The 25,277-nt window shown below is 71.1% G+C and carries 20 protein-coding genes and 1 tRNA gene; 3 read left to right on the forward strand and 18 right to left on the reverse strand.

The features are described from left to right. Positions 1–405: 405 nt before the first annotated feature. A complete protein-coding gene (locus tag B1H29_RS39300; RefSeq protein ID WP_055417840.1) occupies positions 406–1,575 on the forward strand; it encodes a methylmalonyl-CoA mutase family protein in 1,170 nt (389 codons plus the stop codon). 36 nt (positions 1,576–1,611) lie between these two features. Here B1H29_RS39300 and B1H29_RS11825 read toward each other — a convergent pair whose 3' ends face one another. The 16 genes from B1H29_RS11825 to B1H29_RS11900 all read right to left on the reverse strand — a co-directional run bounded on the left by B1H29_RS11825 (position 1,612) and on the right by B1H29_RS11900 (position 21,537). After that, on the reverse strand, positions 1,612–2,928 hold the full coding sequence (locus B1H29_RS11825) for an MraY family glycosyltransferase (protein WP_055417841.1): 1,317 nt from the start codon (positions 2,926–2,928) through the stop codon (positions 1,612–1,614). Between the two features lie 129 nt (positions 2,929–3,057). Further along, entirely contained in the window at positions 3,058–4,314 is a 1,257-nt protein-coding gene (gene glyA, locus B1H29_RS11830) for a serine hydroxymethyltransferase (RefSeq protein WP_055417842.1), read from the reverse strand. Positions 4,315–4,704: 390 nt separating this feature from the next. Then, entirely contained in the window at positions 4,705–5,382 is a 678-nt protein-coding gene (locus B1H29_RS11835; protein ID WP_055417843.1) for a protein-tyrosine-phosphatase, read from the reverse strand. Next, positions 5,379–6,026: an L-threonylcarbamoyladenylate synthase gene (locus B1H29_RS11840; RefSeq protein ID WP_055417844.1), complete on the reverse strand. Its 648-nt coding sequence runs from the start codon at positions 6,024–6,026 to the stop codon at positions 5,379–5,381. The genes B1H29_RS11835 and B1H29_RS11840 overlap by 4 nt, the downstream gene beginning before the upstream one ends. A 50-nt stretch (positions 6,027–6,076) precedes the next feature. After that, on the reverse strand, positions 6,077–6,916 hold the full coding sequence (gene prmC / locus B1H29_RS11845; RefSeq protein ID WP_055417845.1) for a peptide chain release factor N(5)-glutamine methyltransferase: 840 nt from the start codon (positions 6,914–6,916) through the stop codon (positions 6,077–6,079). Between the two features lie 103 nt (positions 6,917–7,019). After that, entirely contained in the window at positions 7,020–8,096 is a 1,077-nt protein-coding gene (gene prfA / locus B1H29_RS11850; RefSeq protein ID WP_055417846.1) for a peptide chain release factor 1, read from the reverse strand. Positions 8,097–8,204: 108 nt separating this feature from the next. After that, a complete protein-coding gene (gene rpmE, locus B1H29_RS11855; protein WP_019326867.1) occupies positions 8,205–8,429 on the reverse strand; it encodes a 50S ribosomal protein L31 in 225 nt (74 codons plus the stop codon). 124 nt (positions 8,430–8,553) lie between these two features. Beyond that, entirely contained in the window at positions 8,554–9,717 is a 1,164-nt protein-coding gene (locus B1H29_RS11860) for an LCP family protein (protein ID WP_055417847.1), read from the reverse strand. A gap of 341 nt (positions 9,718–10,058) precedes the next feature. Beyond that, a complete protein-coding gene (locus B1H29_RS11865) occupies positions 10,059–11,858 on the reverse strand; it encodes a trypsin-like serine protease (protein ID WP_055417848.1) in 1,800 nt (599 codons plus the stop codon). Between the two features lie 219 nt (positions 11,859–12,077). After that, the gene (rho, locus tag B1H29_RS11870) at positions 12,078–14,174 is read right to left on the reverse strand and encodes a transcription termination factor Rho (protein WP_055417849.1); all 2,097 of its coding nucleotides are present in this window, start codon (positions 14,172–14,174) and stop codon (positions 12,078–12,080) included. Positions 14,175–14,581: 407 nt separating this feature from the next. Then, positions 14,582–15,499 (reverse strand): homoserine kinase, encoded by a 918-nt coding sequence (gene thrB, locus B1H29_RS11875; RefSeq protein ID WP_055417850.1) that lies wholly within the window; start codon positions 15,497–15,499, stop codon positions 14,582–14,584. 420 nt (positions 15,500–15,919) lie between these two features. Then, the gene (gene thrC / locus B1H29_RS11880) at positions 15,920–16,978 is read right to left on the reverse strand and encodes a threonine synthase (RefSeq protein WP_055417851.1); all 1,059 of its coding nucleotides are present in this window, start codon (positions 16,976–16,978) and stop codon (positions 15,920–15,922) included. A gap of 6 nt (positions 16,979–16,984) precedes the next feature. Next, positions 16,985–18,277, reverse strand: coding sequence for a homoserine dehydrogenase (locus B1H29_RS11885; protein WP_055417852.1), 1,293 nt, complete (start codon positions 18,275–18,277; stop codon positions 16,985–16,987). Positions 18,278–18,453: 176 nt separating this feature from the next. After that, complete coding sequence (gene lysA, locus B1H29_RS11890) at positions 18,454–19,845, reverse strand: diaminopimelate decarboxylase (RefSeq protein ID WP_055417853.1); 1,392 nt, start codon at positions 19,843–19,845, stop codon at positions 18,454–18,456. A gap of 17 nt (positions 19,846–19,862) precedes the next feature. Continuing rightward, on the reverse strand, positions 19,863–20,936 hold the full coding sequence (nrtL, locus tag B1H29_RS11895; RefSeq protein ID WP_055417854.1) for an ArgS-related anticodon-binding protein NrtL: 1,074 nt from the start codon (positions 20,934–20,936) through the stop codon (positions 19,863–19,865). A gap of 139 nt (positions 20,937–21,075) precedes the next feature. Next, positions 21,076–21,537, reverse strand: coding sequence for a response regulator (locus tag B1H29_RS11900; RefSeq protein WP_055417855.1), 462 nt, complete (start codon positions 21,535–21,537; stop codon positions 21,076–21,078). Positions 21,538–21,737: 200 nt separating this feature from the next. Between B1H29_RS11900 and B1H29_RS11905 the strand changes: the two genes are divergently transcribed. Then, positions 21,738–21,809: transfer RNA gene (locus B1H29_RS11905), tRNA-Arg, on the forward strand. 385 nt (positions 21,810–22,194) lie between these two features. On the opposite strand, the gene B1H29_RS37305 is transcribed toward B1H29_RS11905, so the two are convergent. Further along, complete coding sequence (locus B1H29_RS37305) at positions 22,195–22,851, reverse strand: hypothetical protein (RefSeq protein ID WP_107095263.1); 657 nt, start codon at positions 22,849–22,851, stop codon at positions 22,195–22,197. A gap of 246 nt (positions 22,852–23,097) precedes the next feature. Then, complete coding sequence (locus B1H29_RS11910; RefSeq protein WP_234393000.1) at positions 23,098–24,801, reverse strand: DNA methyltransferase; 1,704 nt, start codon at positions 24,799–24,801, stop codon at positions 23,098–23,100. Between the two features lie 62 nt (positions 24,802–24,863). On the opposite strand from B1H29_RS11910, the gene B1H29_RS11915 reads away from it, so the two are divergent. Beyond that, the gene (locus B1H29_RS11915; protein ID WP_079160174.1) at positions 24,864–25,103 is read left to right on the forward strand and encodes a helix-turn-helix domain-containing protein; all 240 of its coding nucleotides are present in this window, start codon (positions 24,864–24,866) and stop codon (positions 25,101–25,103) included. Positions 25,104–25,277: the final 174 nt, after the last annotated feature.

Below are 25,277 nucleotides of genomic sequence, written 5' to 3' on the forward strand. Positions count from 1 at the left end.
TACGGCCGACCGGACGCCGGGCCGGGCGGACACCGCGAAAGCGCCCGTCGGCAGAGGTGACGGATGTCTCACCCGCACATGTGGTCCACGCCACGAGCCGGCCGGCTCCCGGCACGCCCCGTCCGCACCGGCACCCGTACCGGCCACCCCGATGCGCGGGGAGGCGCCCGGCCCCCGCACCGGCCCGCGGGATTAGGGGTTCCGCCGGCCGGACGGGTGGCCCAGGCTGCGAGCCGTGTGGCCGCCATGAGCGGCGGCCCGGGGTTCCCGGAGAGGTGGAGCTGTGAGCCGAGTCCACGGCGTCGGTGCGGTCGGCGCACCCGTGGCGGCTGTCCGGGGCGGAGCGGGCGACGGGAGCGGCTTCCCGCCCCGCGCGGTGGCCGGGTCCGGCGAGCCCGGCGGGTCGTGACGGGCTGCGTGGGTGCCGCCCAGGCCAACGCCCGGATGCGGCGGATGGTCGGCGCGGGCGCCCGTGAGCTGACGGTCTCCTTCGACGCGCCCACGCGCACCGGCCTGGACTCGTCCTCGCCGGGTGCCTGGGGCCTGGTCGGTCACCGGGGCGTCCCCATCGACTCGATCGACGACATGCGGGTGCTGCTCGGCGGCCTGCCGCTGGATCGGGTCGCGGTGTCCCTGGCGACCGACGGCTGCGCCGCGCCGCTCCTCGCCCTGTACGGGCTCGTCGCCGAGGAGCACGGGACGCCGGCCGGCCGGCTGACCGGCGGGGTGGGCAACGACGTCCTGACCGACCTCCTGCTGTCCGGCTCCGCTCCGTTCCCGCCCCGCGCGGCCCTGCGGCTCACTCGGGACGTGCTCGCCCACGCCCTGGCCGAGCTGCCGCGCTGGCGCTGCGTGACCGTCCGCGGCGACCGGCTCGCGGAGGCCGGCGCGGGCCCCGCCCAGGAGATCGCCTTCACCGTCGCCGCCGGTAGCGAGTACCTGCTGACGGCGGCCGCCATCGGCCTCGACCCCGCCGCCGTCGCCGCCCGTACGACCCTGTGCGTCTCCGCAGCCCGCGCCGAGCGGGACAGCCGGGCCAAGGTGCGCGCCGTACGCCGGCTGTGGGTCCGGACGGTGCGCGCTCACCTCAGAACGGCCCCCGTCCCGCGCCTGTGCGTGAGCGCCGCGGACCACCGCCTGTCCGCGACCGCGGCGGGGACCGGAACGGCACCCGAGCCCACCGGTCCCGTCGGTCTCGAAGCGACGGCGGCCGACCTGCTGTACCGCGTCGCACGGCAAGGCGGGCTGTACGCGGTCCTGGAACGGCGCCGGGGCCCCGAGCTGTTCGGTGTCCACGGACCCGGCCTGCCCGCGCCGCTCCCCCGCCTCGCCCGGCCCTGGACGTCGTCGGACACCGTGCGGGCCCGGCAGAGCGAGCGGCTGGCCAAACTCCGCGCCTGGCGCGTACAGCCGGCCGTGGACGACGCGCTCCTGCGTCTGTGCGAGGCCGCGCGGGGCGACGACAACCTCCTCGGCCCGCTGCGCGAGGCGCTGGCGTACCGAGCGACCCTCGGCGAGGTCTGCGCCGCGTTGCGCGAGACATGGGCGCCGGACCCCCCGGTCACCCGCCGCTGAACCGCGCACCGCGCCGTGGGGCCCGGGGCGCGGCCCCTACGCCCGTTCCTTCTCGTACTCCCGGAAGCGATCGCCGGAGGCAGCGCTCTTCGCCCGCTCCGACAGGGCGGTGCTGCCGTGGGCCGTCCGGCCGGCCGCGCCGGAGGCCTGGGCGGGGGCGGCCTGCTGCACGGCGGCGGGGGCGCCCCGACGCCGGTAGCGGGGCGGCACGAAGCGCTCGGCCCAGCGCGGCGCGCGCGGCGTGAACCGCGGCAGCAGGAGCAGCACCAGGCCGATCGTGCTGAGGAAGACGACGCTCAGCACGATCCACATGGAAGCGGCGTTCACGGAGTAGGCGAGTGCGCCGAAGGCGATCAGCGCCGAGAAGAAGTACATGATCAGCACCGCGCGGCTGTGCGAGTGACCGACCTCCAGCAGCCGGTGGTGCAGGTGCCCCCGGTCGGCGGCGAACGGCGACTGGCCGCGCCAGGTGCGCCGGACGATCGCCAGGATCAGGTCGGCGGCCGGGATGGCGATGATGGTCAGCGGCATCAGCAGCGGGATGTAGACGGGCACCATCTGGTGCACCGTGTTGCGCTCGGAGCCGGAGAACAGCCGCATCGCGTCCGGGTCCACCTGCCCCGTCACCGAGATCGCGCCCGCCGCCAGCACCAGGCCGATCAGCATCGACCCCGAGTCGCCCATGAAGATCCGGGCCGGGTGCATGTTGTGCGGCAGGAAGCCCAGGCACATGCCCATGAGGATCGCCGCGAACAGCGAGGCCGGGGCCGCGGCCTCGATGCCGTACGAGTACCAGATCCGGTAGGCGTACATGAAGAACGCCGCCGCCGCGATGCACACCATGCCGGCCGCGAGGCCGTCGAGGCCGTCCACGAAGTTGACCGCGTTGATGGTGATCACGACCAGCGCCACCGTCAGCAGGGTGCCCTGCCACTGGGTGAGCGCCACGTTGCCGACGCCCGGGACGGGAATCCACAGGATCGTCAGACCCTGCACCACCATCACGCCGGCGGCGATCATCTGGCCGCCCAGCTTGATCAGGGCGTCGATCTCGAACTTGTCGTCCAGGACGCCGATCAGCCAGATCAGGGCGGCCCCGGAGAGCAGGGCCCGCGGCTCGTTGGACTTCTCGAAGACCTCACTGAGGTTGGTGAGGTGGTCGGCCACCAGCAGGCCCGCGCACAGTCCGAAGAACATCGCGATCCCGCCGAGGCGCGGAGTGGGCTCCCGGTGCACGTCACGTGCCCGGATCTCCGGCATCGCCCCCGCCACGATCGCGAATTTCCGTACCGGCCCTGTCAGCAGATACGTCACCGCGGCCGTGATGCAGAGCGTCAGCAGGTATTCACGCACAGGCTTCCCCACAGATCTCGCTGGCCATCCTCAGCCCCACACCCTAGCGATGCGCGCATATGGTTGGGGACTTCCGGGTAGCGACGATAGTTGCACGCGTGGCTGTGCACGTGCGTGCGCCCACCCGGCTCAGTCCGGATACGGCGGGAATTCCACGAGCAGATCCCGTACGTCCTCCCGTGCCGCGGCGGCGTCGGTGCCGCCCCGGAGCACCTCCGCGAGCAGGGTGGCCACCGCCCGCATCTCCCGCTCCCCCATGCCCTGCGTGGTGAGGGCCGCCGTGCCCAGGCGCAGCCCGCGGGCGTCGCCGTGCGGAAGCGCACAGCAGTCCAGGACGATCCCGGCCGCCGCGAGCCGGCCCCGCGCACTCTTCCCGTCGACGCCGAGCGGGGCGGGGTCGGCGGTGATCAGGTGGGTGTCGGTGCCGCCGGTGGTGACGACCAGTCCCTCGGCGGCCAGGTGGGCCGCGAGCGTCCGGGCGTTGGCGATCACCTGATGGGCGTACGCGGCGTACGCGGGGGTCGCCGCCTCGCCGAAGGCGACGGCCTTGGCGGCGATGGTGTGCATCTGCGCGCCGCCCTGCGTGAACGGGAAGACCGCCCGGTCGACCCGCTCGGCCAGTTCGCCGCCGCACAGGATCATGCCGCCGCGCGGCCCGCGCAGCACCTTGTGCGTGGTGGCGCACACCACGTCGGCGTACGGCACCGGGCTGGGCGCGGCTCCCCCGGCGACCAGCCCGATCGGGTGGGCGGCGTCCGCGACGAGGTAGGCGCCGACCTCGTCGGCGACGTCGCGGAAGAACGCGTAGTCGAGGTGGCGGGGGTAGGCGATCGAGCCGCACACGATCGCCTTGGGCCGGTGGGTACGGGCCAGGGTGCGCACCTGGTCGTAGTCGATCAGCCCGGTCTCCGCGTCCACTCCGTAGCCGACGAATGCGAACCAGCGGCCGGAGAAGTTCGCGGGCGAGCCGTGCGTGAGGTGGCCGCCGTACGGCAGGCCCAGCGCGAGGACGGTGTCGCCGGGGCGCAGCAGCGCGGCGTAGGCGGCCAGCACGGCGGAGGAGCCGGAGTGGGACTGCACGTTGACGTGCTCGGCGCCGAACAGCTCCCGGGCCCGCTCCACGGCAAGCCGCTCGGCGACGTCGACGATCTCGCAGCCGCCGTGGTGGCGGGCGCCCGGGTAGCCCTCGGCGTACTTGTTGGCCAGCGGGGAGCCGAGGGCGGCCAGCACGGCGCGGGACGTGAAGTTCTCGGCGGCGATGAGCTGGAGGGTCGTCGACTGCCGGCGGCGTTCGGCGAGCAGGATCTCGGCCAGCTCGGGGTCCTGGCGTAGCAGGCTCCCGAACAGGGAGTCATCGGCCTCGAGGATGTCGTGGGTGACCGACATGGTGCGCTCCGGGCGTGCGTCGACGGTGACGTACGACCAATGTAGGCCCGGGGGGCGAAGCGCGCCCGCGTTGCCGCGACTGCCGTGGGCCGTCGTGTCGCGGGACGACGGGGGCGCCCCCGTACTCCCCGTGCCCCGGGCCGGCGGGGAGGGTGGGCAGGGCCACAGCGCCGGGCACCGTCCCGGCAGGCCGCACCGCCCACAACGCCGGGCACCGTCCCGGCAGGCCGCACCGCCCACAACGCCGGGCACCATCCCGGCAGGCCGCACCGCCCACAACGCCGGGCACCATCCCGGCAGGCCGCACCGCCCACAACGCCGGGCACCATCCCGGCAGGCCGCACCGCCCACAACACCGAACACCGTCCCGGGGGGGGGCGGCGGCCCCGCCTACATCCGCGCCGCGACCCCCGTGAGCGCCGTCACCACCGGATCCAGCGCCTGGTGTATCTCGTCCCCGACCGACCGGAAGAACGGCAGCGGCGCCCCGTACGGGTCGTACACCTCGTCCGCCTCCACCGTCGGCGCCAGCAGCCACCCGCGCAGCGCGGCCGCCGCGCGGACCAGGGCGCGCGCACGGGTGACCACGCCCTCGTCCAGGGAGGGCAGCGTCGCGGGGTCGATGGCGTTCACCAGGCGGGTGAACTCCTTGAGGGTGAAAGTGCGCAGACCGGCCGAGTGCCCCATGGAGATGACCTGGGCGCGGTGGTCCCGCGTCGCCGTCAGCACGAGGTCGGCACGGATGACGTGCTCGTCGAGCAGCTCCCGCCCGGTGAAGCCGGCCGCGTCCGCGCCGAAGTCCGCGAGGACCGTCTCCGCGTTCGCCTCCATGGGCGCGCCCTCGTGGCCCCAGGTGCCGGCGCTCTCCACGATGAGGCCGCCGCCCAGTACGCCGAGCCGCTCCGTCACGAAATGCCGGGTCAGCCGCTCGGTGATGGGCGAGCGGCAGACGTTGCCGGTGCTGACGTGGAGGATGCGGAAGCTGTCGCGCGGAAAGCCGAACGTCGTCGTGATCTCCGCGGCGCGTTCCCCGTTGCCTATGCCACGCCCCGTCTCAGGGGCCGTCAATTCGCCACCTCGAGGTCGGGTACCACCTTGCGCAGTTCCTCGGCCGACAGCGCGCCCGCGCGCAGCAGCACGGGCACCTCGCGGGTGACGTCGACGATGGACGACGGGACGATGCCGGGGGTGGGGCCGCCGTCGAGGTAGACGGAGACGGAGTCGCCGAGCATCTGCTGGGCGGCGTCGCAGTCCTCCGGCGCCGGGTGGCCGGTGAGGTTGGCGGAGGAGACGGCCATGGGGCCGAACTCGGTGAGCAGCTCGATGGCGACCGGGTGCAGCGGCATGCGGACGGCGACCGTGCCGCGGGTGTCGCCGAGGTCCCACTGGAGGGACGGCTGGTGCTTGGCGACGAGCGTCAGCGCGCCCGGCCAGAAGGCGTCGACCAGCTCCCAGGCCATCTCCGAGAAGTCGGTGACCAGGCCGTGCAGGGTGTTCGGCGAGCCGATGAGGACGGGCGTGGGCATGTTGCGGCCCCGGCCCTTGGCGTCCAGCAGGTCGGCGACGGCCTCCGAGGAGAACGCGTCGGCGCCGATGCCGTACACGGTGTCCGTCGGCAGCACCACGAGCTCGCCACGGCGGACGGCGGACGCGGCCTCGCGCAGACCGGTCACACGGTCGGTCGCGTCGTTGGTGTCGTATCGCCGTGCCATCTAGCGGGCCTCCTCGTACACGTACTGCGGGGTTGAAGTGCGGGTGGTGATCACGGCAGTGCCTTGCGGGCGGTCGCGAACCGCGGCCGGTTGTTGAGGTCGGGGTGGTCGGCCGCGTCGGCCCAGCCCCGCTCCTCGGTGAAGATCCACGGCACCTGGCCGCCCTGGGTGTCGGCGTGCTCGACGACGACGACCCCGCCGGGGCGCAGCAGGCGGTGGGCGGTGCGTTCCAGGCCGCGGATCAGGTCGAGGCCGTCCTCGCCGGAGAACAGGGCCATCTGGGGATCGTGGTCGCGGGCCTCGGGGGCGACGTACTCCCATTCGGTGAGCGGGATGTACGGCGGGTTGGAGACGACCAGGTCGACCTGGCCGTCGAGGTCCGGGAAGGCCGTCAGGGCGTCTCCCTGGCGCAGCTCGACCCTGGACCCCTCCACGTTCTTCCGCGTCCACCTGAGGGCGTCCTCGGACAGTTCCACGGCGTGCACGCGCGAGCGCGGCACCTCCTGGGCGAGGGCGAGCGCGATGGCGCCCGAGCCGGTGCACAGGTCCACGATGCAGGGCTCGACGACGTCCATGGCGCGTACGGCGTCTATGGCCCAGCCGACGACCGACTCGGTCTCGGGGCGGGGCACGAAGACGCCGGGGCCGACCTGGAGCTCCAGGTAGCGGAAGTAGGCGCGTCCGGTGATGTGCTGGAGCGGCTCGCGCGCCTCGCGGCGGGCGACGACCTCCCAGTACCGGGCGTCGAAGTCCGCGTCCGGCACCGTGTGGAGCTGGCCCCGCTTGACGCCGTGCAGGTACGCGGCGAGCTCTTCCGCGTCGGTGCGCGGCGAGGGCACACCGGCGTCGGCCAGTCGCTGGGTGGCCTGGGCCACCTCCGCGAGCAGCACGCTGCGGGGGTTCGGGGGTCGCCCCCCGTGATGTTGCTGCACGCTGGTCCTCCGGGCTGGGCTGTTCGTCGGTACGGGCGTACGGGTCCGGTGCGGCTACGGGCTAGGCCGCGGCGAGCTTGGCGGCCGAGTCGGCGTCGACGCAGGCCTGGATGACCGAGTCGAGGTCGCCGTCCAGGACCTGGTCCAGGTTGTACGCCTTGAAGCCGACGCGGTGGTCCGAGAGGCGGTTCTCCGGGTAGTTGTACGTACGGATCTTCTCGGAGCGGTCGACGGTGCGGACCTGGCTGCGCCGGGCGTCCGCGGCCTCCCTCTCCGCCTCCTCCTGCGCCGCCGCCAGCAGCCTCGAGCGCAGGATACGCATCGCCTGCTCCTTGTTCTGGAGCTGGCTCTTCTCGTTCTGGCAGGAGGCGACGACTCCGGTGGGAACGTGCGTGATGCGCACCGCGGAGTCGGTGGTGTTGACGGACTGGCCGCCGGGGCCGGAGGACCGGTAGACGTCGACGCGCAGGTCGTTGGGGTTGATCTCGACGTCGATCTCCTCGGCCTCGGGCGTGACGAGCACGCCGGCCGCGGAGGTGTGGATGCGGCCCTGGGACTCGGTCGCCGGCACCCGCTGCACGCGGTGCACCCCGCCCTCGTACTTCAGCCGGGCCCAGACGCCCTGTCCGGGCTCGGTGGCACCCTGGCCGCCCTTGGTCTTCACGGCGACCTGGACGTCCTTGTAGCCGCCCAGCTCGGACTCGGTGGCGTCGATGATCTCGGTCTTCCAGCCGACCCGCTCCGCGTAGCGCAGGTACATGCGCAGCAGGTCGCCGGCGAAGAGCGCCGACTCGTCGCCGCCCGCGCCCGCCTTGATCTCCAGGATGACGTCCTTGTCGTCGCTGGGGTCGCGCGGGACGAGCAGGAGGCGGAGCTTCTCGGTGAGCTCGTCGCGCTGCTTGTCGAGCTCCTTGACCTCGGCGGCGAAGTCCGGGTCGTCGGCGGCCAGCTCGCGCGCGGTCTCCATGTCGTCGCCCGTCTGCTTCCAGGAGCGGAACGTGGCGACGATCGGGGTGAGCTCGGCGTAACGCTTGTTCAGCTTGCGCGCGTTGGCCTGGTCGGAGTGGACCGACGGGTCGGCGAGCTTCTTCTCCAGGTCGGCGTGCTCGGCGACGAGTTCCTCGACGGCCTCGAACATCTTGGGCTCCTGCTACTGCGTGGGAAGGGTAGGGCGGGCGACCAAAAACGCCGGTCCCGGCGCTCCCCCGGCTGGGGTCGCGGCCGTGGACCGGCGATTGGGGGCTCGCTACTTCTTGGAGCCGGCGGCAGCCTTGCCGAAGCGGGCCTCGAAGCGGGCCACGCGGCCACCGGTGTCGAGGATCTTCTGCTTGCCCGTGTAGAACGGGTGGCACTCGGAGCAGACCTCGGCCCGGATGGTGCCGGACTCGATGGTGCTGCGGGTGGTGAACGACGCGCCACAGGTGCAGCTCACCTGCGTCTCGACGTACTCGGGGTGGATGTCGCGCTTCAAGGTGTCTCCTAGTGTTCCGGGAGGGCGCCGGGTCGCCGCCGCGGGATGCGGGAGCGTGAACCGGAGCCGACGTACCAGTCTGCCAGGACTGGGGTCTTCTCCCAAAACCGGGGGTGGCGGCCCACTATTCCCGACGCCCCTGCGGGGCGCTGTTCACCACGCCCTGGGCGCCGCCCGACGCCGTGCCCTCCGTGGCCGACGCGGGGATCGGCCTGTCGTTCTTCAGGGCCGTCCACACCTGTTCGGCCTTGGTCTTCTCCACCAGGACGCGGTTGGCGTCCGCGGGGTCGTAGACCACCGGCATCGTGACCATGCGCAGGCCGGCGGGGCTGATGCCCTTGAGGCCGCTCGCGAAGGACATCAGGGAGTTCACCGAGCCCAGGTCGGAGTCGGTGGTGACGGTCTTGGTGGCGGTGTCGGCGATGTCGTAGAGCTTCTTGGGGTTGCCGAGCAGGCCGATGTCCCTGACCCGGTCGGCCAGGGCCTTGACGAAGGCCTGCTGGAGCTGGATGCGGCCGAGGTCGGAGCCGTCGCCCACGCCGTGCCGGGTGCGGACCAGACCGAGGGCCTGCTCGCCGTCGAGCGTGTGGGTGCCGGCCGGCAGGTCGAGGTGGCTGTCGGGGTCCTTGATGGCCTCGGTGGTGGTGACGTCGACGCCGCCGAGGTCGTCGACGAGCTGCTGGAAGCCGCTGAAGTCGACCTCCAGGTAGTGGTCCATGCGCAGGCCGCTCATCGACTCGACGGTCTTCACGGCGCAGGCGGCGCCGCCGGTGGAGTAGGCCGAGTTGAACATCACGCCCCGGGCGGCGGGACGCTCGCCGCCGTCGGTGCCGGTGCACTCGGGGCGGTCGATGAGGGTGTCGCGCGGGATGGAGACCACGCTGGCCTTCTTGTGGCCCTTGTAGACGTGCACGACCATCGCCGTGTCGGAGCGGGCGGTGCCGTCGTCGGTACCGCCGCCGAGCTTCTTGTTGCCGCCGGAGCGGGTGTCGGAGCCGAGGACGAGGATGTTCTCGGAGCCGTCGCCGGCCTTCTCGGGCCGGTCGGTGCCGAGGGCCTGGTCGATGTCGACGCTCGTGAGGTTGCCGTTGAGCTTGAAGAACAGGACCCCGGCTCCGGTGCCGCCCAGCACGACGACGCCCGCCGCGGTCCAGGCCGTGACCAGCAGGGCCTTGCGCCGCTTGGCTCTGGGCTTGCGGCGGCGGCCCTTGCCCCGGCGGCCGCCTCCGGCGGCACGGGACTGACCGGGGCCGGGTATCGCGGGATCCGGCGTGCTCTCGGCGGACATGTGCTCCTCGGGTGCTCGTCCGGTCGGTTACCCCCCGCGCTCGGGGTCGGGTCGGTCGGCTCCGGCGGGTTTGCGCCGGTACCTCACCATGGTCCCTCCGTAGCTCAGACGGCGGAACTCGGGACAGGGTTGCACAACGGTCTGTGGCGACCGGGTGGGCAAACGGTGACGGAGCGTGTTCGACGCGCCGGTTCCGGCCTCGCTGACCTGGGCGTCCGCGGGCACCGGTCCGGGCCGACCGGAACGGTGCGCGGACGGTGCCTGTGGCGAAGGTCGCAGACGAGGGGGCCGCCCCCGAAGCGGAGACGGCCCCTGACCCGAGCGCGGACGGTCCTGCGGGATCAGCCGAAGAGGTTGAACGCGTTCCAGCCGCCGCCGACCCGGACCCGGCTCGCGAACGTCGCCGAAGCCGACCCGGTGCCCTTGTACAGCCACATCACCCCGGAGGTGTCGCGGGCCAGCAGGTCGGGCTTGCCGTCGCCGGTGACGTCACCCGCGGTGGCGAAGGCGTCGTACGTGTTCCAGCCGCCGCCGACCCGGATCCGCTTGCCGAGCGCCGGCGAGGCGACGCCGGTGCCCGGGTACAGCCACATCACCCCGGAGCCGTCCCGCGCCAGCAGGTCGGGCTTGCCGTCGCGGTCGTAGTCGCCCTTGCCGCTGATGGTGTAGCTCGACCAGCCGCCGCCGATCCGGACGCGGCTGCCGAACGTCCCGTCGCCCTTGCCGGGGTAGAGCCACAGGACGCCGTACTTGTCCTGGGCCACCAGGTCGGGCCGGGCGTCGCCGGAGAGGTCGCCCGGAACTCGGATGTCCTTCATCACGTTCCAGCCGCCGCCGACGCGGATCGACTCGAAGCGGTCGTCCCCGTTGAAAGCGAAGTCGTACAGGACGCCGTCCGGCGTGCGGTAGAGGTAGTCCTGGAAGAAGTCGCGGTTCAGGTCGGCCTGGCGCACCAGGCTCAGCCCGCTCCAGTCGTCGGCCGAGACGCGGTTCGCGAGGTAGGGCCACTTGTCGCCCAGGGAGTAGTACTCGTAGGCCTCGCCACCGGGCGTGCGGGCGAACAGGTCCGCCAGACCGTCGAAGTCGAGGTCGGCGTCGTCGACGCGCGCGTTGACCGCGCCGACGTAGGAACGGGTCTTGGCGAAGACGCTGTGGGCGCCCGCCGAGACGCAGTCCTCGACGCCCCAGGACACGACACCGGCGATGCGGCCGTTGACCACGAGCGGGCCGCCGGAGTCGCCGTTGCACGGGGAGACCGTGCCGGTGTCCTGGCCGGAGGCCGGGTCGCCGGCACAGGCCATCGGGCCGGGCCGGAAGTCGGTACCCCAGTAGTTCGTGCACGCCGCGTCCGACCGCATCGGCACGGTCGCCTTCTTCAGCGTCAGCGAGATGTCGTCGCTGGTGGAGCTGGTGCGCCCCCAGCCGTACACCGTCGCCGGGGTGCCGTTGGCGTACGAGACGGTGTCGGAGCTCGGCGTGAGCTGCAGCGTCTTGTACGGCAGCGCCTCGGTCAGCGTCAGTACGGCGACGTCGCCGGCCAGGGTGGCCGGGTTGTACGTGGGCTCGACCCACTGGCGCCACACGCCGGCGACCCGGCCGCCGTGCAGGTCGTCGCCGTCCGGCAGCCGGTCGGTGCCGGCGAGGACGGCGCCGTGCGTCGCCCAGTCCAGGCCGGACACGCAGTGCGCGGCGGTCAGGACCTTCGCCGGCGCCACCAGGGTCCCGCCGCAGAAGTAGCCGTCGTCGTCGGCCGGATCCGCGGTGCCCTTGTTGTCGTAGTAGTGCAGTTGCACCATCCACGGCGCCTCGGCGATGGTCGCGTCCGTGCCGCCGATGATCTTCGGATCGGCGGTGCCGGACGGGGCCTCGGGGCTCGCGTCGGCCTCGGACTCCGCGCCGGCCTCGGGCTCCGCGCCGGGAACGGTGGCGGTGCCGTCCGCCAGCGCGGTCCCGGAGCCCTGGATCCGCTCCAGCAGCTCGGCCTGGGAGGCGCCGGCCTTCCCGGTGACGGCCGGCTGGGGCGGGACGGGGGCGGTGCCGGACGCCTGGGCGGGGGTGGTCGTGAGGACCGCGCCCGAGAGGGCGAGTGCGGCGGCGGCCGCGGGAAGCGCCAGGTGGGCTCTTCGGGGGGTAGATGTCACTCGTGTCTCCTGTCGCCGTCGGTGTGCTGACAGGAGAGGAGAAACCCGGCGGACCCGGCACGCGGACCCGCCGGAGGCAGCACTGACCTCCCCGTGGGCGTATCCGAAAACACGTTCCCCCCCACTGCAGCGCGCTGATCTTACAAGGCGGAAGTCCCGCCCCGTCACCTGTGTGACGGAGCGGGACTTCGGACCGCGCCGGAGTGGGGCGGCGGCGACTCAGTCGCCGTTGCCGGGCGTCGGCGTCGTCTTCTGGATCTGCATCAGGAACTCGGCGTTCGACTTGGTCTGCTTCATCTTGTCGAGGAGCAGCTCGATCGCCTGCTGCTGGTCGAGCGCGTGCAGCACCCGGCGCAGCTTCCAGGTGATGGCGAGCTCGTCGCTGCCGAGCAGGATCTCTTCCTTGCGGGTGCCGGACGCGTCGACGTCCACCGCCGGGAAGATACGCTTGTCGGCGAGCTTCCGGTCGAGCTTGAGCTCGGCGTTGCCGGTGCCCTTGAACTCCTCGAAGATGACCTCGTCCATGCGGGACCCGGTGTCCACCAGCGCGGTGGCGAGGATGGTCAGCGAGCCGCCGTCCTCGATGTTGCGGGCCGCGCCGAAGAAGCGCTTCGGCGGGTACAGGGCGGTCGAGTCGACACCACCGGACAGGATGCGGCCGGAGGCCGGGGCGGCGAGGTTGTACGCACGGCCCAGACGGGTGATCGAGTCGAGCAGGACGACCACGTCGTGACCCAGCTCCACCAGGCGCTTGGCACGCTCGATGGCGAGCTCGGCGACCGTGGTGTGGTCCTCGGCCGGGCGGTCGAAGGTCGAGGAGATGACCTCGCCCTTGACCGACCGCTGCATGTCGGTGACCTCTTCCGGACGCTCGTCGACCAGGACGACCATCAGGTGGCACTCGGGGTTGTTGTGCGTGATCGCGTTGGCGATCGCCTGCATGATCATGGTCTTGCCGGTCTTCGGCGGGGCCACGATCAGACCGCGCTGCCCCTTACCGATGGGCGCGACGAGGTCGATGATGCGGGTGGTGAGGACGCCGGGGTCCGTCTCCAGACGGAGGCGGTCCTGCGGGTACAGCGGCGTCAGCTTGTTGAACTCCGGCCGTCCGCGCCCGGATTCGGGCGCCATGCCGTTCTGGGAGTCCAGGCGGACCAGCGCGTTGAACTTCTCGCGGCGCTCGCCGTCCTTGGGCTGGCGCACGGCACCGGTGATGTGGTCGCCCTTGCGCAGGCCGTTCTTGCGGACCTGGGCGAGGGAGACGTACACGTCGTTGGGGCCGGGCAGGTAGCCGGAGGTCCGGATGAACGCGTAGTTGTCGAGGATGTCGAGGATGCCGGCGACCGGGATGAGGACGTCGTCCTCGTTGATCTGCGGCTCCTGGACCTCGTCGCGCCCACGGCGGCCACGGCGGTCCCGGTAGCGGCCGCGCCGGCCGCGGCGGCCGCCCGCGTCGTCGTCGTAGCCGTCGTCCTGCTGCTGGCGGTCCTGTCGTCCGCCGCCCTGCTGCTGACGCTGGCCGCCGCCCTGGTTCTGCTGGTCGTCGCCCTTGTTGCGGCGGTCGCGTCCGCGGTCACCGCGGTCGCGGTCGCCACGGTCGCGGTCGCCACGGTCGCGGCGGTCGCGGCGACGGCCCTCGCCGCCCTCACCGTCGGAGCGGGCGTCGCCCTGCCCCTGCTGGTGGCCCTGGCCCTGCGACTGCTGCTGGGCCAAGACCTCGGCCTTCGGCTCGCTCTTCGTCTCGACGGCCACCGTCTCGGCGGCGGCGGACGGGCTGCCCGCGCCGGCGGTGGCCCGGCGACGACGGCGCTCGGAGGGGGCCTCGTCGGCGGGGGCGCCGGCCTGGTCGGCCGAGGGCGCGACCTTGGGGGACGGCTGGCCGGGGATGTCGATCTGCTGCTGGGCGGCGGCCTTGTCGGCGACCGTCTTGTCCGCCTTCTTCTCGGCCTTGCCGGCCTTCTCCGCCTTCTCGGCGGGGGCCTCGTCGCCCGTACGGGACCGGGAGGTGCTGCGGCGCTTCGGCTTGGTCTCGCCGGCGACGTCCGCCGCTGCGGGCGCGGCCTTGGCGGGAGCCCCTCCCCCGGCGGCCTGCGCCTCCTTGATGACCTCGATCAACTGGCTCTTGCGCATGCGCGCGGTGCCCCTGATACCGAGGCCGGATGCGACCTGTTGCAGCTCGGCCAGCACCATGCCCTCGAGGCCGGTACCGCGGCGCCGCCGGGAGCCGGCACCGGTGGCAGGCGCGGAGGCGTCCGTGGAGGGCGCGGCAGCGGTCTCCTCGACACGTGCGCCCATCAGATCGGTGGTGTCGCTCACGAAGGGTCCTTCCCTGGAGCGGACGTCGGCCTGTCTGGCTCGGCGACCGGTTGTGCTGTCCGGCTTCGGTCCTTGCTGTGCGAACCGTGCCGGGGCGGTGGTCCGCCTGAACGGCGGAAGAGATATCTGGTGATGGCGCTTCCCCTAGCCCTGGCACCCAGTGTCTGTGTCATGCGGCTCGGTCGCACCGGTTCCGAAGCGTGCCCGGCGGCCGCTCAGTGTCCATGTCGGCCGTACTGATCACGTACGACATCCACTACACAATGCGGCTTGGGGGGCTCCCGGAAGAATGTCTGTCCCGGACGGGGACACGAGGCACCTCGCCATGGTGGGGTCGGGTGCAGACTTGAGGTTAACACTACCGGATCCAACAAACATTCCCCCTCTCGAAATCCGGCAACCGTGTGTCAGGTCGCCAGTGGCAGGACGCACGCGCCCTGCTGGTCCAGGCCGAGCCGGTTGGCCGCCCAGTCCCTCCCGGCCAGCGCCTCGACCTTGTCGGCCGTGTCGGCGTCGGCCAGGGCCATCACCGTGGGTCCGGCACCCGAGATCACTGCGGGGATGCCGTCGCCACGCAGCCGTTCCACCAGTGCCGCGCTCTCCGGCATGGCCGGGGCACGGTACTCCTGGTGCAGGCGGTCCTCGGTGGCCGGCAGCAGCAGCTCGGGGCGCCTGGTGAGCGCCTCGACGAGCAGCGCGGCGCGGCCCGCGTTGGTGGCGGCGTCGACGTGCGGGACGCTGCGCGGGAGCAGTCCTCGCGCGGTCTCGGTCAGTACCGGCTTTCCGGGCACGAAAACCACCGGAACGATGGAATCGGCGGGCTCCATCCTGATCGCCCGGGCGGCGCCGGAATCCATCCAGGACAGGGTGAAGCCGCCCAGCAGGCAGGCCGCCACGTTGTCGGGGTGGCCCTCGATCTCGGTGGCGAGGTCGAGCAGCGCGGCGTCGTCGAGGCGGGCCTCGCCGCCTATGGTCACCGCGCGCGCGGCGACGATGCCGGCGCAGATGGCGGCGGAGGAGGAGCCGAGGCCGCGGCCGTGCGGGATGCGGTTGGCGCAGACGATCTCCAGCCCGCGCGGCTGTCCGCCCAGGAGGTCGAAGGCGGTGCGCAGGGAGCGGACGAGGAGGTGTTTCTCGTCGCGCGGCAGCGTCTCGCTGCCCTCGCCCGCGATGTCGATGTGCAGCCCTGAGTCGGCCACCCGGACGACGACGTCGTCGTACAAGCCCAGCGCGAGCCCGAGGGCGTCGAAGCCCGGGCCGAGGTTGGCGCTGGTGGCGGGGACGCGCACCCGGACGGCGGCGGCGCGGAACGCTGGACCGGCCATCGCTTGATGACTCTCCTTGAGCTGCGTGACTGTCGAATGACATTCGATGACGTACGGAACCTCGGGTCGCCGCTGCCTGCCCAACGGCCGGCCGCTGCCTGCCCGCCGGCCCCCGGCGGCTTCCCGACCGCGGAGACGGCGCGGCCCCGCGGCATATGCGGCGGGCTTTCGGTACAGCCTATCGAAGGAAGGTTCTGTGGCGACATAGGGCGCACAGGAGGCGCACGATGCGTGTCGTAAGCCCCCTGTGCACCCCCCGTGAAAGACTTTCCCGGCCGAGCGTCGCTTACGCCCTCTTACGCCGGTGAGACGGCGGCGATCCGGCGCCGTCCGGTGCGATCGGACACCGTCCGGCGCGGTCGGCGCGGTCGGGCGCGGTCGGCGCGGTCGGGCGCGGTCGGGCGCTGTCGGGCGCGATCCTCAGATCAGGCCGAGCCGCTCGGCTGCCGTCGCCGCGTCGACCGGGACGGTGACCGGCTGCGGGGCGCCGGCGACGGCCCAGTCCGGGTCCTTCAGCCCGTTGCCGGTGACGGTGCACACGATCCGCTGCCCCGGGTCTACCTTGCCCTGCTCGGCGGCCTTCAGCAGTCCGGCCACCGACGCGGCGGACGCGGGCTCCACGAAGACGCCCTCCTGGGACGCCAACAGCCGGTAGGCGCGCAGGATCTCACGGTCCGTCACCTCGTCGATGGCGCCACCCGACTCGTCCCGCGCGGCGAGCGCGAAGTCCCACGAGGCGGGGTTGCCGATGCGGATGGCGGTGGCGATGGTCGACGGGTCCTTGACGACCTCGCCGCGCACGATCGGGGCGCTGCCGGAGGCCTGGAAGCCCCACATGCGCGGCGCCCCGGTGCTGACGCCGTCGGCGGCGTACTCCTTGTAGCCCTTCCAGTACGCGGTGATGTTGCCCGCGTTGCCCACCGGCAGGACGTGGATGTCGGGAGCGTCGCCGAGCATGTCCACGATCTCGAAGGCGGCCGTCTTCTGTCCCTCGATACGCACCGGGTTGACCGAATTGACCAGCGCCACGGGGTAGTTGTCGCTCAGCGCGCGGGCGAGCGTGAGGCAGTCGTCGAAGTTGCCGTCGACCTGGAGGATCTTCGCGCCGTGCACGAGGGCCTGGCCCATCTTGCCGAGCGCGATCTTGCCCTGCGGCACGAGGACGGCGGAGACCATGCCCGCGCGGACGCCGTACGCGGCGGCACTCGCGGACGTGTTGCCGGTGGACGCGCAGATGACGGCCTGCGCACCCTCCTCCTTGGCCTTGCTGATGGCCATGGTCATGCCGCGGTCCTTGAAGGACCCGGTCGGGTTCGCACCCTCCACCTTGAGGTGGACCTCGCAGCCCGTGCGCTCGGAGAGCACCCGCGCGGGCACGAGCGGCGTGCCGCCCTCACGGAGCGTCACGACGGGCGTGCTGTCGGAGACGGGCAGCCTGTCCCGGTACTCCTCGATGATTCCGCGCCACTGGTGGGTCATTGCTGGTTACTCTCCTTCAACCCGCATGATGCTGGCGACACCCCGCACGGTGTCGAGCTTGCGCAGCGCCTCGACCGTACCGCCGAGGGCGGCGTCGGACGCGCGGTGGGTGACGACGACGAGGGAGGCCTCGCCGTCCTTGCCGGACTGCCGCACGGTGTCGATGGAGACACCGTGCTCCGCGAACACGGTCGCGACCTGGGCGAGCACGCCCGGTTTGTCGGCCACGTCGAGGCTGATGTGGTACCGCGTGACGACGTCGCCCATCGGCGAGACGGGAAGCGCCGCGTACGCGGACTCGCCGGGCCCGGTCGCGCCGCCCAGCCGGTTGCGGCAGACGGCGACGAGGTCGCCGAGCACGGCGGACGCGGTCGGCGAGCCGCCGGCGCCGGGCCCGTAGAACATGAGCTGCCCCGCTGCGTCCGACTCGACGAAGACGGCGTTGTAGGCGCCGCGCACGTTCGCCAGCGGATGGCTGAGCGGGATCATCGCGGGGTGTACGCGCGCGGTGACCGACGCCCCGTCCGCGGCCCGCTCGCAGATGGCGAGGAGCTTGATGGTGCAGCCCATCTCCTTCGCGGAGGCGAAGTCGGCGGCGGTGACCTCGGTCATGCCCTCGCGGTACACGTCGTCGAGGCGCACGCGCGTGTGGAAGGCGATCCCGGCGAGGATGGCGGCCTTGGCGGCGGCGTCGAACCCCTCGACGTCGGCGGTCGGGTCGGCCTCCGCGTACCCGAGGGCGGTGGCCTCGTCGAGGGCCTCCTGATAGCCCGCCCCGGTGGTGTCCATCGCGTCGAGGATGAAGTTCGTCGTCCCGTTGACGATGCCGAGCACCCGGTTGACCTTGTCACCGGCGAGGGACTCGCGCAGCGGCCGGATCAGCGGGATGGCACCGGCGACGGCGGCCTCGTAGTACAGGTCCTTGCCATTTGCGTCCGCCGCGGCGTGCAGGGCGGCGCCGTCCTGGGCGAGGAGCGCCTTGTTGGCGGAGACGACGGAGGCGCCGTGCTCGAAGGCGGTGGTGATGAGGGTCCGGGCGGGCTCGATCCCGCCGATGACCTCGACGACGACGTCGAGGTCCCCGCGTTTGACGAGGGCGGTGGCGTCGGTGGTGACGAGGGCCGCGTCGATGCCCTCGCGCACCTTGTCGGGCCGCCGTACGGCCACGCCCGCGAGCTCCACCGGGGCCCCGATCCGGGCGGCGAGGTCGTCGGCGTGCGTCGTCATGATGCGCGCCACCTCTGAGCCGACCACTCCACAGCCCAGCAGCGCCACCTTCAGCGGACGCGTACGCATCATCCGACCTCGTTTCCTCATACCGTCTACGGTTGGACCAGTCTCACGCACCGGACGGGATTTCCTGCCTTTCGTCCGGATCGTGAGACGTTTATTTCATTTTCGCAGGGGCGGATGACGGAAGATCTTCCACCCGGCTCGTCGCCCGCTCACCCGCGCGCCTGTCTGCCGGCCGGGGCTCATCCGACGTCGAGGCGCAGCAGGTCCTCCTCGGTCTCCCTGCGCACGATGACCCGCGCCGCACCGTCCCGCACGGCGACGACGGGCGGGCGCAGCACGTGGTTGTAGTTGCTGGCCATGGAACGGCAGTACGCCCCGGTCGCCGGTACGGCGATCAGGTCGCCGGGTGCCAGGTCACCCGGCAGGAAGGCGTCCTTGACCACGATGTCCCCGCTCTCGCAGTGCTTGCCGACGACCCGCACGAGCATCGGCTCGGCGTCGGAGGTGCGGGAGACCAGGGCCACGCTGTACTCGGCGTCGTACAGCGCGGTGCGGATGTTGTCCGACATGCCACCGTCGACGGAGACGTACGTGCGCAGTCCGTCGAGCGGCTTCACGGTGCCGACCTCGTAGAGCGTGAAGGCGGTGGGCCCGACGATGGCACGCCCGGGCTCGACGGAGATGCGGGGCGTGCGCAGTTGCGCGCCCTCGCACTCCCGCGTGACGATCTCGGTGAGCGCCTTGGCGATCTCGTGCGGCTCACGGGGATCGTCGTCGCTCGTGTACGCGATCCCGAGTCCGCCGCCGAGGTCGATCTCGGGCAGCTCGACGCCGTGCTCGTCGCGAATGTCCTTGAGCAGCCCGACCACCCGGTGGGCGGCGACCTCGAACCCCGACATGTCGAAGATCTGCGACCCGATGTGCGAGTGGATCCCGATCACCTCGACCCCGTCGAGCTGCAGGGCCCGCCGCACGGCTTCCGCCGCCTGCCCGCCGGCCAGCGGAATTCCGAACTTCTGGTCCTCGTGGGCCGTGGCGATGAACTCGTGCGTGTGGGCCTCGACCCCGACGGTGATACGGATCTGGACGCGCTGCCGCCCGCCCAGCGACTGGGCGGTGTGGGCGACGCGCACGATCTCCTGGAACGAGTCGAGCACGATCCGCCCGACCCCGGCGCGGACGGCGCGCTCGATCTCCTCCGGCGACTTGTTGTTGCCGTGGAAGGCGATGCGGTCGGCGGGCATCCCGGCGGCCAGCGCGGTGGCGAGCTCGCCACCGGAGCACACGTCGAGGTTCAGCCCCTCCTCGTCCAGCCACCGCACGACGGCGCGGGAGAGGAAGGCCTTGCCGGCGTAGAACACGTCGGCGTCGGCCCCGAACGCGGTGCGCCAGGCCCGCGCCCGGGACCGGAAGTCGGCCTCGTCGAGCACGTACGCGGGGGTGCCGTACTCCTCGGCGAGCTGGGTGACGGTCATCCCGCCGACGGTGACGACGCCGTCCGCGTCCCGGTCGACGGTCTGGGCCCACACCTTGGGGTCGAGGGCGTTGAGGTCGGTCGGCGGGGCGGAGTAGTGCCCCTCGGGGAGGACATCGGCGTGACGGGGCCCGGCGGGGTGTGCGGAACGGCTCATGGCGTCTTCGTGCTCTCTCAGAGGTGGTCGGGTGCGTCGATACCGAGGAGGGAGAGGCCGCCGGCCAGCACCGTCCCGGCGGCTTCGGCGAGGGCGAGCCGGGCGCGGTGGGCGGCCGAGGGTTTCTCCGCACCGCGCGGCAGCACGGTGGGCAGGAAGGGCAGCGCGGCATCGGCGACGGTGACGAGGTGCCGGGCGAGCCGGTCGGGCGCGCGGTGCGCCGCGGCGGCGGCGAGGACGCGGGGGTGGTCGGCGAGGACGGCGAGGAGGTCCTGCGCGCCGTCGACGGGGCCGGGCGCGGCGGCGAAGCCGAGGTCGGCGGCGTTGCGCGCGAGGGCACGGGTGCGGGCGTGGGCGTACCGCACCCGGAAGAGGGGGTTGCTCTCGCGCTGGACGAGGTGCTCGTCGCCGGTCCGGGGCCGGTCGTGGGCGGCGGGATGGAGCAGGGCCCAGCGGGCGGCGTCACGGCCGAGGGGCAGGGGGTCGGCCGGAGCCGGAACGGGACGGACACCGACGGTCAATTCCGCGGGCGCGGGCGTGGGCGCGGGCCCGGCCGCGTCGACGCGCACGCCGAGGACGGCGGTCCACTCGGGGTCGATCGGCGCGGCGCAGTCGGTGCGGACCAGGGCGCCCCGGGAGCGCAGGATCCGGGCGGTGGCCTCGGCGACGACGACGGCACGGAGGTCGTGGGCGCAGTGCAGCCGCACGACGCGGCCGCTGTCCGAGCCGGTCCCGCCGGCGTACTCCTCGGCGTACCCGTACCGCGTCCCGTACCGCAGGATCTCCGCGACGAGGTCGGCGGGCGCGGCACCGTGCAGGCTGATGTTGAGGAACCCGGGCCCGGTGAGGACGACGTCGGTGATCCCGTCGACGTCGACGAGATACGGCAGCAGCACCTTGGCGACCCGGTTCGGCGGCTGCCCGGCCGGCCGGGCGAGCTGGAGGGCGATGCCGGTGGCGTAGTCCCCGCACCCTCCGGGCCCCGGCGGAGCGACCACGGCCCGCGCCGGAACGGTCACGTTCAGCTCACCCGCGTCGACGGCGCGACGCACCGCGTGCAGCACGGTACGGGAGAGCTCTACGGGGGTCACGGGTCAAGCGTATGGGAGGAGGGGGGTGGCCGGGCGAACAGGTTTGACCCCGATCCCGACATGTGGACGGAGCGCCCCCTCCCCCTGCCGGGAGTCACCCGGCCCCTCCAGTGGGAGTCACCCGGCCCCCTGGCGGGAGTCACCCGGCCGACTCGGCCTGAGCGGCCGACTCACTCTCCCCGGTCACGCCGAACACCGTCCGGAAGGAAGCCGCGCTCCCGCGGGCCTGCCGCTCGACCAACCGCCGCACGAGAGCGACGAGCTCGGCGGGCTCGAACGGCTTGGACAGAAAGGCGTCCGCCCCGGCATCGACCGCGGCGTCGACCTCGTACGGCGTACAAGCGCTGACGATGGCGACCGGAAGCTCCCGCGTACGCGGGTCGGCACGCAGCCGGGCAGTGGTCCGCACCCCGTCCAGCCGAGGCATGACCACGTCCAGCGTGACGGCGTCAGGCCGCACTTGATGGACGACTTCAAGACACTCGGCACCATCGGCCGCGGTCACGACCTCGAAGCCCTCCAGCTCGAGATTGACCCTGATCAACTGCCGGATGACCTTGTTGTCGTCCACAACAAGAACCCGGCCAGACGCCCTAGGCACAACTCGAGAGTAGGTCCGGACCGGCCACCGCGTCCGGGTTTTCCCCACTTCCACCCCGTGCGGGGGACAACGCCCCCACGGCTGACACACCCGGCCGCCCCCGGACGCCCCACGACCCGCGAAAACCCGTTCATGACCACCCCGGGGGAGCTGGTAGTGTTCTACCCGTCGCCGCGAGCAACACCGAACGCGACCGACACGCCCCCGTAGCTCAGGGGATAGAGCAACGGCCTCCGGAGCCGTGTGCGCAGGTTCGAATCCTGCCGGGGGCACCTTGCATGAGGTGCCCAAAGACCCCGCCATCAGCGCTTTCGCTGAAGACGGGGTCTTCGCGTATGTGCAGGCGTATGCCGCTCGGAGCGGGCGTATGCCGGAGGCTGTGGACAGGGGCCCGTCCGCGCTGCGACCAGGTCTTGGCATGCGGCGGCAGAGCCCGCGGACCGCCGTCGTCCCACATCTGCCGCCGCCGTTCGGCGGTCAACCCGCCCCCTTGTGGATACCGCAGGCCTTCGGTGATGCCGCACGGGCGACGAGTCGTCAGCCCCTACGACTCCACGAGTTCAACCCCAGCAGTCGGCAGCAAAGTTCGCGACCGGTCCGAATGACTTCAACGCCCCCCCCACCTGCAGTTCGCATCGATGGGGCATACGAAGTGAATCACTCGACGAATTCTTGGGCTTCCTCAAGCCCATCTTGAATATAATTCGGAAGCATGCCCTGAGCGGGACCATTTGGGGGCCAAACCTGCACACCGTGACGAGCAACGAAATTCAGGGGAATTTTAGGGTTGTTGAGGTGCGGGCGCGCACCTCCGCCCCGACGAGCATCAATCTCAATCTGCCGCCGGAGCGCCGCTTCCCACTGAGAGAAGTACGGCTCCAAATTGTGCGGATGAATCTCGTAAATTGCTTCCGGACTCGACTGGTCGAAAACCGCAACGATCCAGAGATGAACCGACCTGTATCGATCAATATTATCGAGAGTGAGCGTGTGTTCCGTAGTGACACTTAGACTCTTCTTGCGCTCACCTTTGAAATTCATTCTTGCGACAGTTTTAATTTCATACTCTCGCCCTAGCGCATCCGTTGCATCGTTACCAACTCGCCCTCCCCCCTTGGTGAGGTTGAACAATTCAAGCAGCAAAAGCTCCTTGTACCCTCCATCGTCAAACACGTTATGAATATGCCGCTCAGAGGCGCTCCTCTGAAGCTGCAACCCTAGTTCTACGATCTTGCGGATATCACCTTGCGGACGGAGGAGAGCCCCCTGGTCTTGCGGGTCTCGCTGCCTCGGGACGGGCTGATGATCAGTCACATAAGAACGGTCGCCTGCCCCTGGATCAACGTCTACAGACTATAAGTAACACCACGGATGCGGAGCGTAAGAGTCCGGCGTTCGAGTGCGTAGGGCTGCGGCTTTGAAAGTCGTGTGCGGGCTTCCCCTGACCCAGGCACTGGCCTGGCGTCTGAGTGAGTGCCGGAAACCAGCGCGGCCACTGGCTTCGAGTAGGGGCGGCACCCGTTGGCGAGAGGGCAACCGCCCTCCGGCTACCCGAAGCGCCTACTCGGGCTCGACCATGAGGCCTGTCTTCGGGTCGATGCTCCACCCGTCGTCGAGCAGCGTTGCCGTCGCCGTCTGCAGGCTGAGGTCCGCGACGCCCCATCCTTCACGAAGCGCGCGACGAAGCAGCTCCAGATACAGGTGACTCGGAGAGGCAGGGCCGGCAGCGCCGGCCAACTCGCGCGTCGCCGCAGCAACAGCCTCGGCCGTCGGCTGCTTGAACGAAGCCTCGGCGTCGTCCTGCGGAACCATCGTCAGGACAAGATCGAGCGTAGCTACGTGTTCGAAGCCCGAGGCCAGGCCTTTAACGGAGCGCTGCCCCTTGTTCAGGATAGCGATTTTCTCCGGCTCGATACGCAGGCCGGCTGCTGCGACTGCTCGCTGGACCACTGCCCAGATCTTGCCCGAGGAGTTACCGAAGACCATTGAAATGCGTCCGCCAGGCTTAAGGATGCGGCGGCACTGCTTCAGCGACTCCGTCAGCAGCGCTTCATAGCGGCCCGCCGTGCGTTTCGTGCCAGTAGAGCGATCGATGACCGCTTCCTTGCCGACGTCGGTGAAACCATCCAGCCAGCCCTCCTGGAACAACGCCATATCCGCGTAGAAGAGGTTCGAACCAAACGGCGGGTCCGTGAACACGTAGTCCACGCTTGCGTCCGGCAGGGACAGCTCCGCAGCACTCTCCGTGACGTACTCCGCAGGCACCGAGTCCGCGTCCACGTTGTGCGTGAACGCCTGTCCCCGGATCCATTCATCAGCCTTCAGCACGGCGGTCGTCTTGCGTTCGAATAGTTCGAAGACGTTCCACTCGTAGAAAACCGGCGCGATGTAGTAATTCTGGTTCGCGGCGTTCAGTGGACGTTTGTGCGACCACTGATACCGCTTGCTCGCCCGAGTCAATGTTGCGGTGAACGCGAACAGCAGCTTCTGGCTCAGGGCCCGGTCCTCGATACTGCGGATCTCATCGCGCAGGGCCACCAGAGTGCGCAAGTTACGCGGCGAATAGAACGAAGCTACGGTTGTGTAGCCGCTCTTGCCCAGCGCAGAGGCCCGATACATCTCCCGATCGGGCGTAATCTCAACGTGGGGGAAGTCCAGGCCGTCGACGTCGATGCGCGGCGCGGCGACCGCCGGCTGCTCAAGCTGCTTCGGGGAGCACGCGCAGTTAACGTAGTCGACCACGGGCTGCTCACCCACGCGCTCGAGCGAACTCGAAATGTGGGCCGAGCAATGGGGGCAAATCATCTTCGGCTTCGACCACTCTGCGGCCTCGAGTGAGTGGTAGTAGTTCACGGGCTCCTCACAGCCCGCGCACCTCACCAGAACGCTCCAAACGGTTTTCGCAAGTTGGCCATTCCCACCGCACCCACTGCAGGGAACCTCGTAGATCTTGCCCACAGCGTCCTTGGCCCGCTTGATAACGGCCTGCGCGGCACCCGTGAACTCGTACCCTTCCACCATGTTCAGGTAGTTGGACCCGATGTGTCGACCCAGCACAGAGATGTCCGACAGGCGCGCCTGACGCCCGGTGATCCGCGCCGCGATCCCGGTCATGCCGGATCCGGCGAACGGGTCGACCACGACGCCGCCGGGCGGACAGTATGCCTCGATGAACGGCGTAATCGCAGGCACGGGGACCTTCGTCAGGTAGGCGTGGGCGAGGTAGGCAGGGTCACCACGACCCACCACGATCTCCTCAGCCATGCCACCACTGTTACTCATAGTCTGTAGACCCATCGTCTGCACCGTCTTAGCGTCCCCACATCATGACGCACGCCTCCGACAAGCTCCGCATCCAGCGGCAGCGTGAGGCGTTCGGCCGCCGCGTGCGGGAGTACCGTCTCTCAGCAGGCCTCTCACAAGAAGAGCTCGCGGAAGCTGCGGGGATCCACCGCACCTACGTCTCTTCGTTGGAACGAGGTCAGCGCAACGTAAGTCTTGACAACATCATTGCCCTCGCACGTGCACTCAAGATCGATGCCGCACAATTGCTCGAAGGTATCTGATGGGTTCAAGAAGGACGTTCATCTCGCTCGTCTCCTGAGCATGGGAGTCAACGCCGCCGACGCGGTCGCCCAAGGCCTCGAGCATCATCAGGGGCACCGCTTCATCAAGCTTGAGCACTCACAGGCGCCGATGAGCCGTGGACCATCTGTGGACTGGCTGCCCGCGAACGGCCG

It is taken from the genome of Streptomyces pactum (assembly GCF_002005225.1).
Taxonomy (GTDB): Bacteria; Actinomycetota; Actinomycetes; order Streptomycetales; family Streptomycetaceae; genus Streptomyces; species Streptomyces pactum_A.

Excerpts from the sequence above, each read along its gene's own strand:
- B1H29_RS11840 (WP_055417844.1), bottom strand. The coding sequence starts at position 6,026 with ATGGCACGGCGATACGACACCAACGACGCGACCGACCGTGTGACCGGT.
- B1H29_RS11860 (WP_055417847.1), bottom strand. The coding sequence starts at position 9,717 with ATGTCCGCCGAGAGCACGCCGGATCCCGCGATACCCGGCCCCGGTCAG.
- lysA (WP_055417853.1), bottom strand. The coding sequence starts at position 19,845 with ATGAGCCGTTCCGCACACCCCGCCGGGCCCCGTCACGCCGATGTCCTC.
- B1H29_RS11885 (WP_055417852.1), bottom strand. The coding sequence starts at position 18,277 with ATGATGCGTACGCGTCCGCTGAAGGTGGCGCTGCTGGGCTGTGGAGTG.
- glyA (WP_055417842.1), bottom strand. The coding sequence starts at position 4,314 with ATGTCGGTCACCCACGACATCCTCGAGGCCGATGACTCCCTGTTCGGG.
- B1H29_RS11910 (WP_234393000.1), bottom strand. The coding sequence starts at position 24,801 with ATGGCTGAGGAGATCGTGGTGGGTCGTGGTGACCCTGCCTACCTCGCC.
- thrC (WP_055417851.1), bottom strand. The coding sequence starts at position 16,978 with ATGACCCACCAGTGGCGCGGAATCATCGAGGAGTACCGGGACAGGCTG.
- prfA (WP_055417846.1), bottom strand. The coding sequence starts at position 8,096 with ATGTTCGAGGCCGTCGAGGAACTCGTCGCCGAGCACGCCGACCTGGAG.
- B1H29_RS11915 (WP_079160174.1), top strand. The coding sequence starts at position 24,864 with ATGACGCACGCCTCCGACAAGCTCCGCATCCAGCGGCAGCGTGAGGCG.
- thrB (WP_055417850.1), bottom strand. The coding sequence starts at position 15,499 with ATGGCCGGTCCAGCGTTCCGCGCCGCCGCCGTCCGGGTGCGCGTCCCC.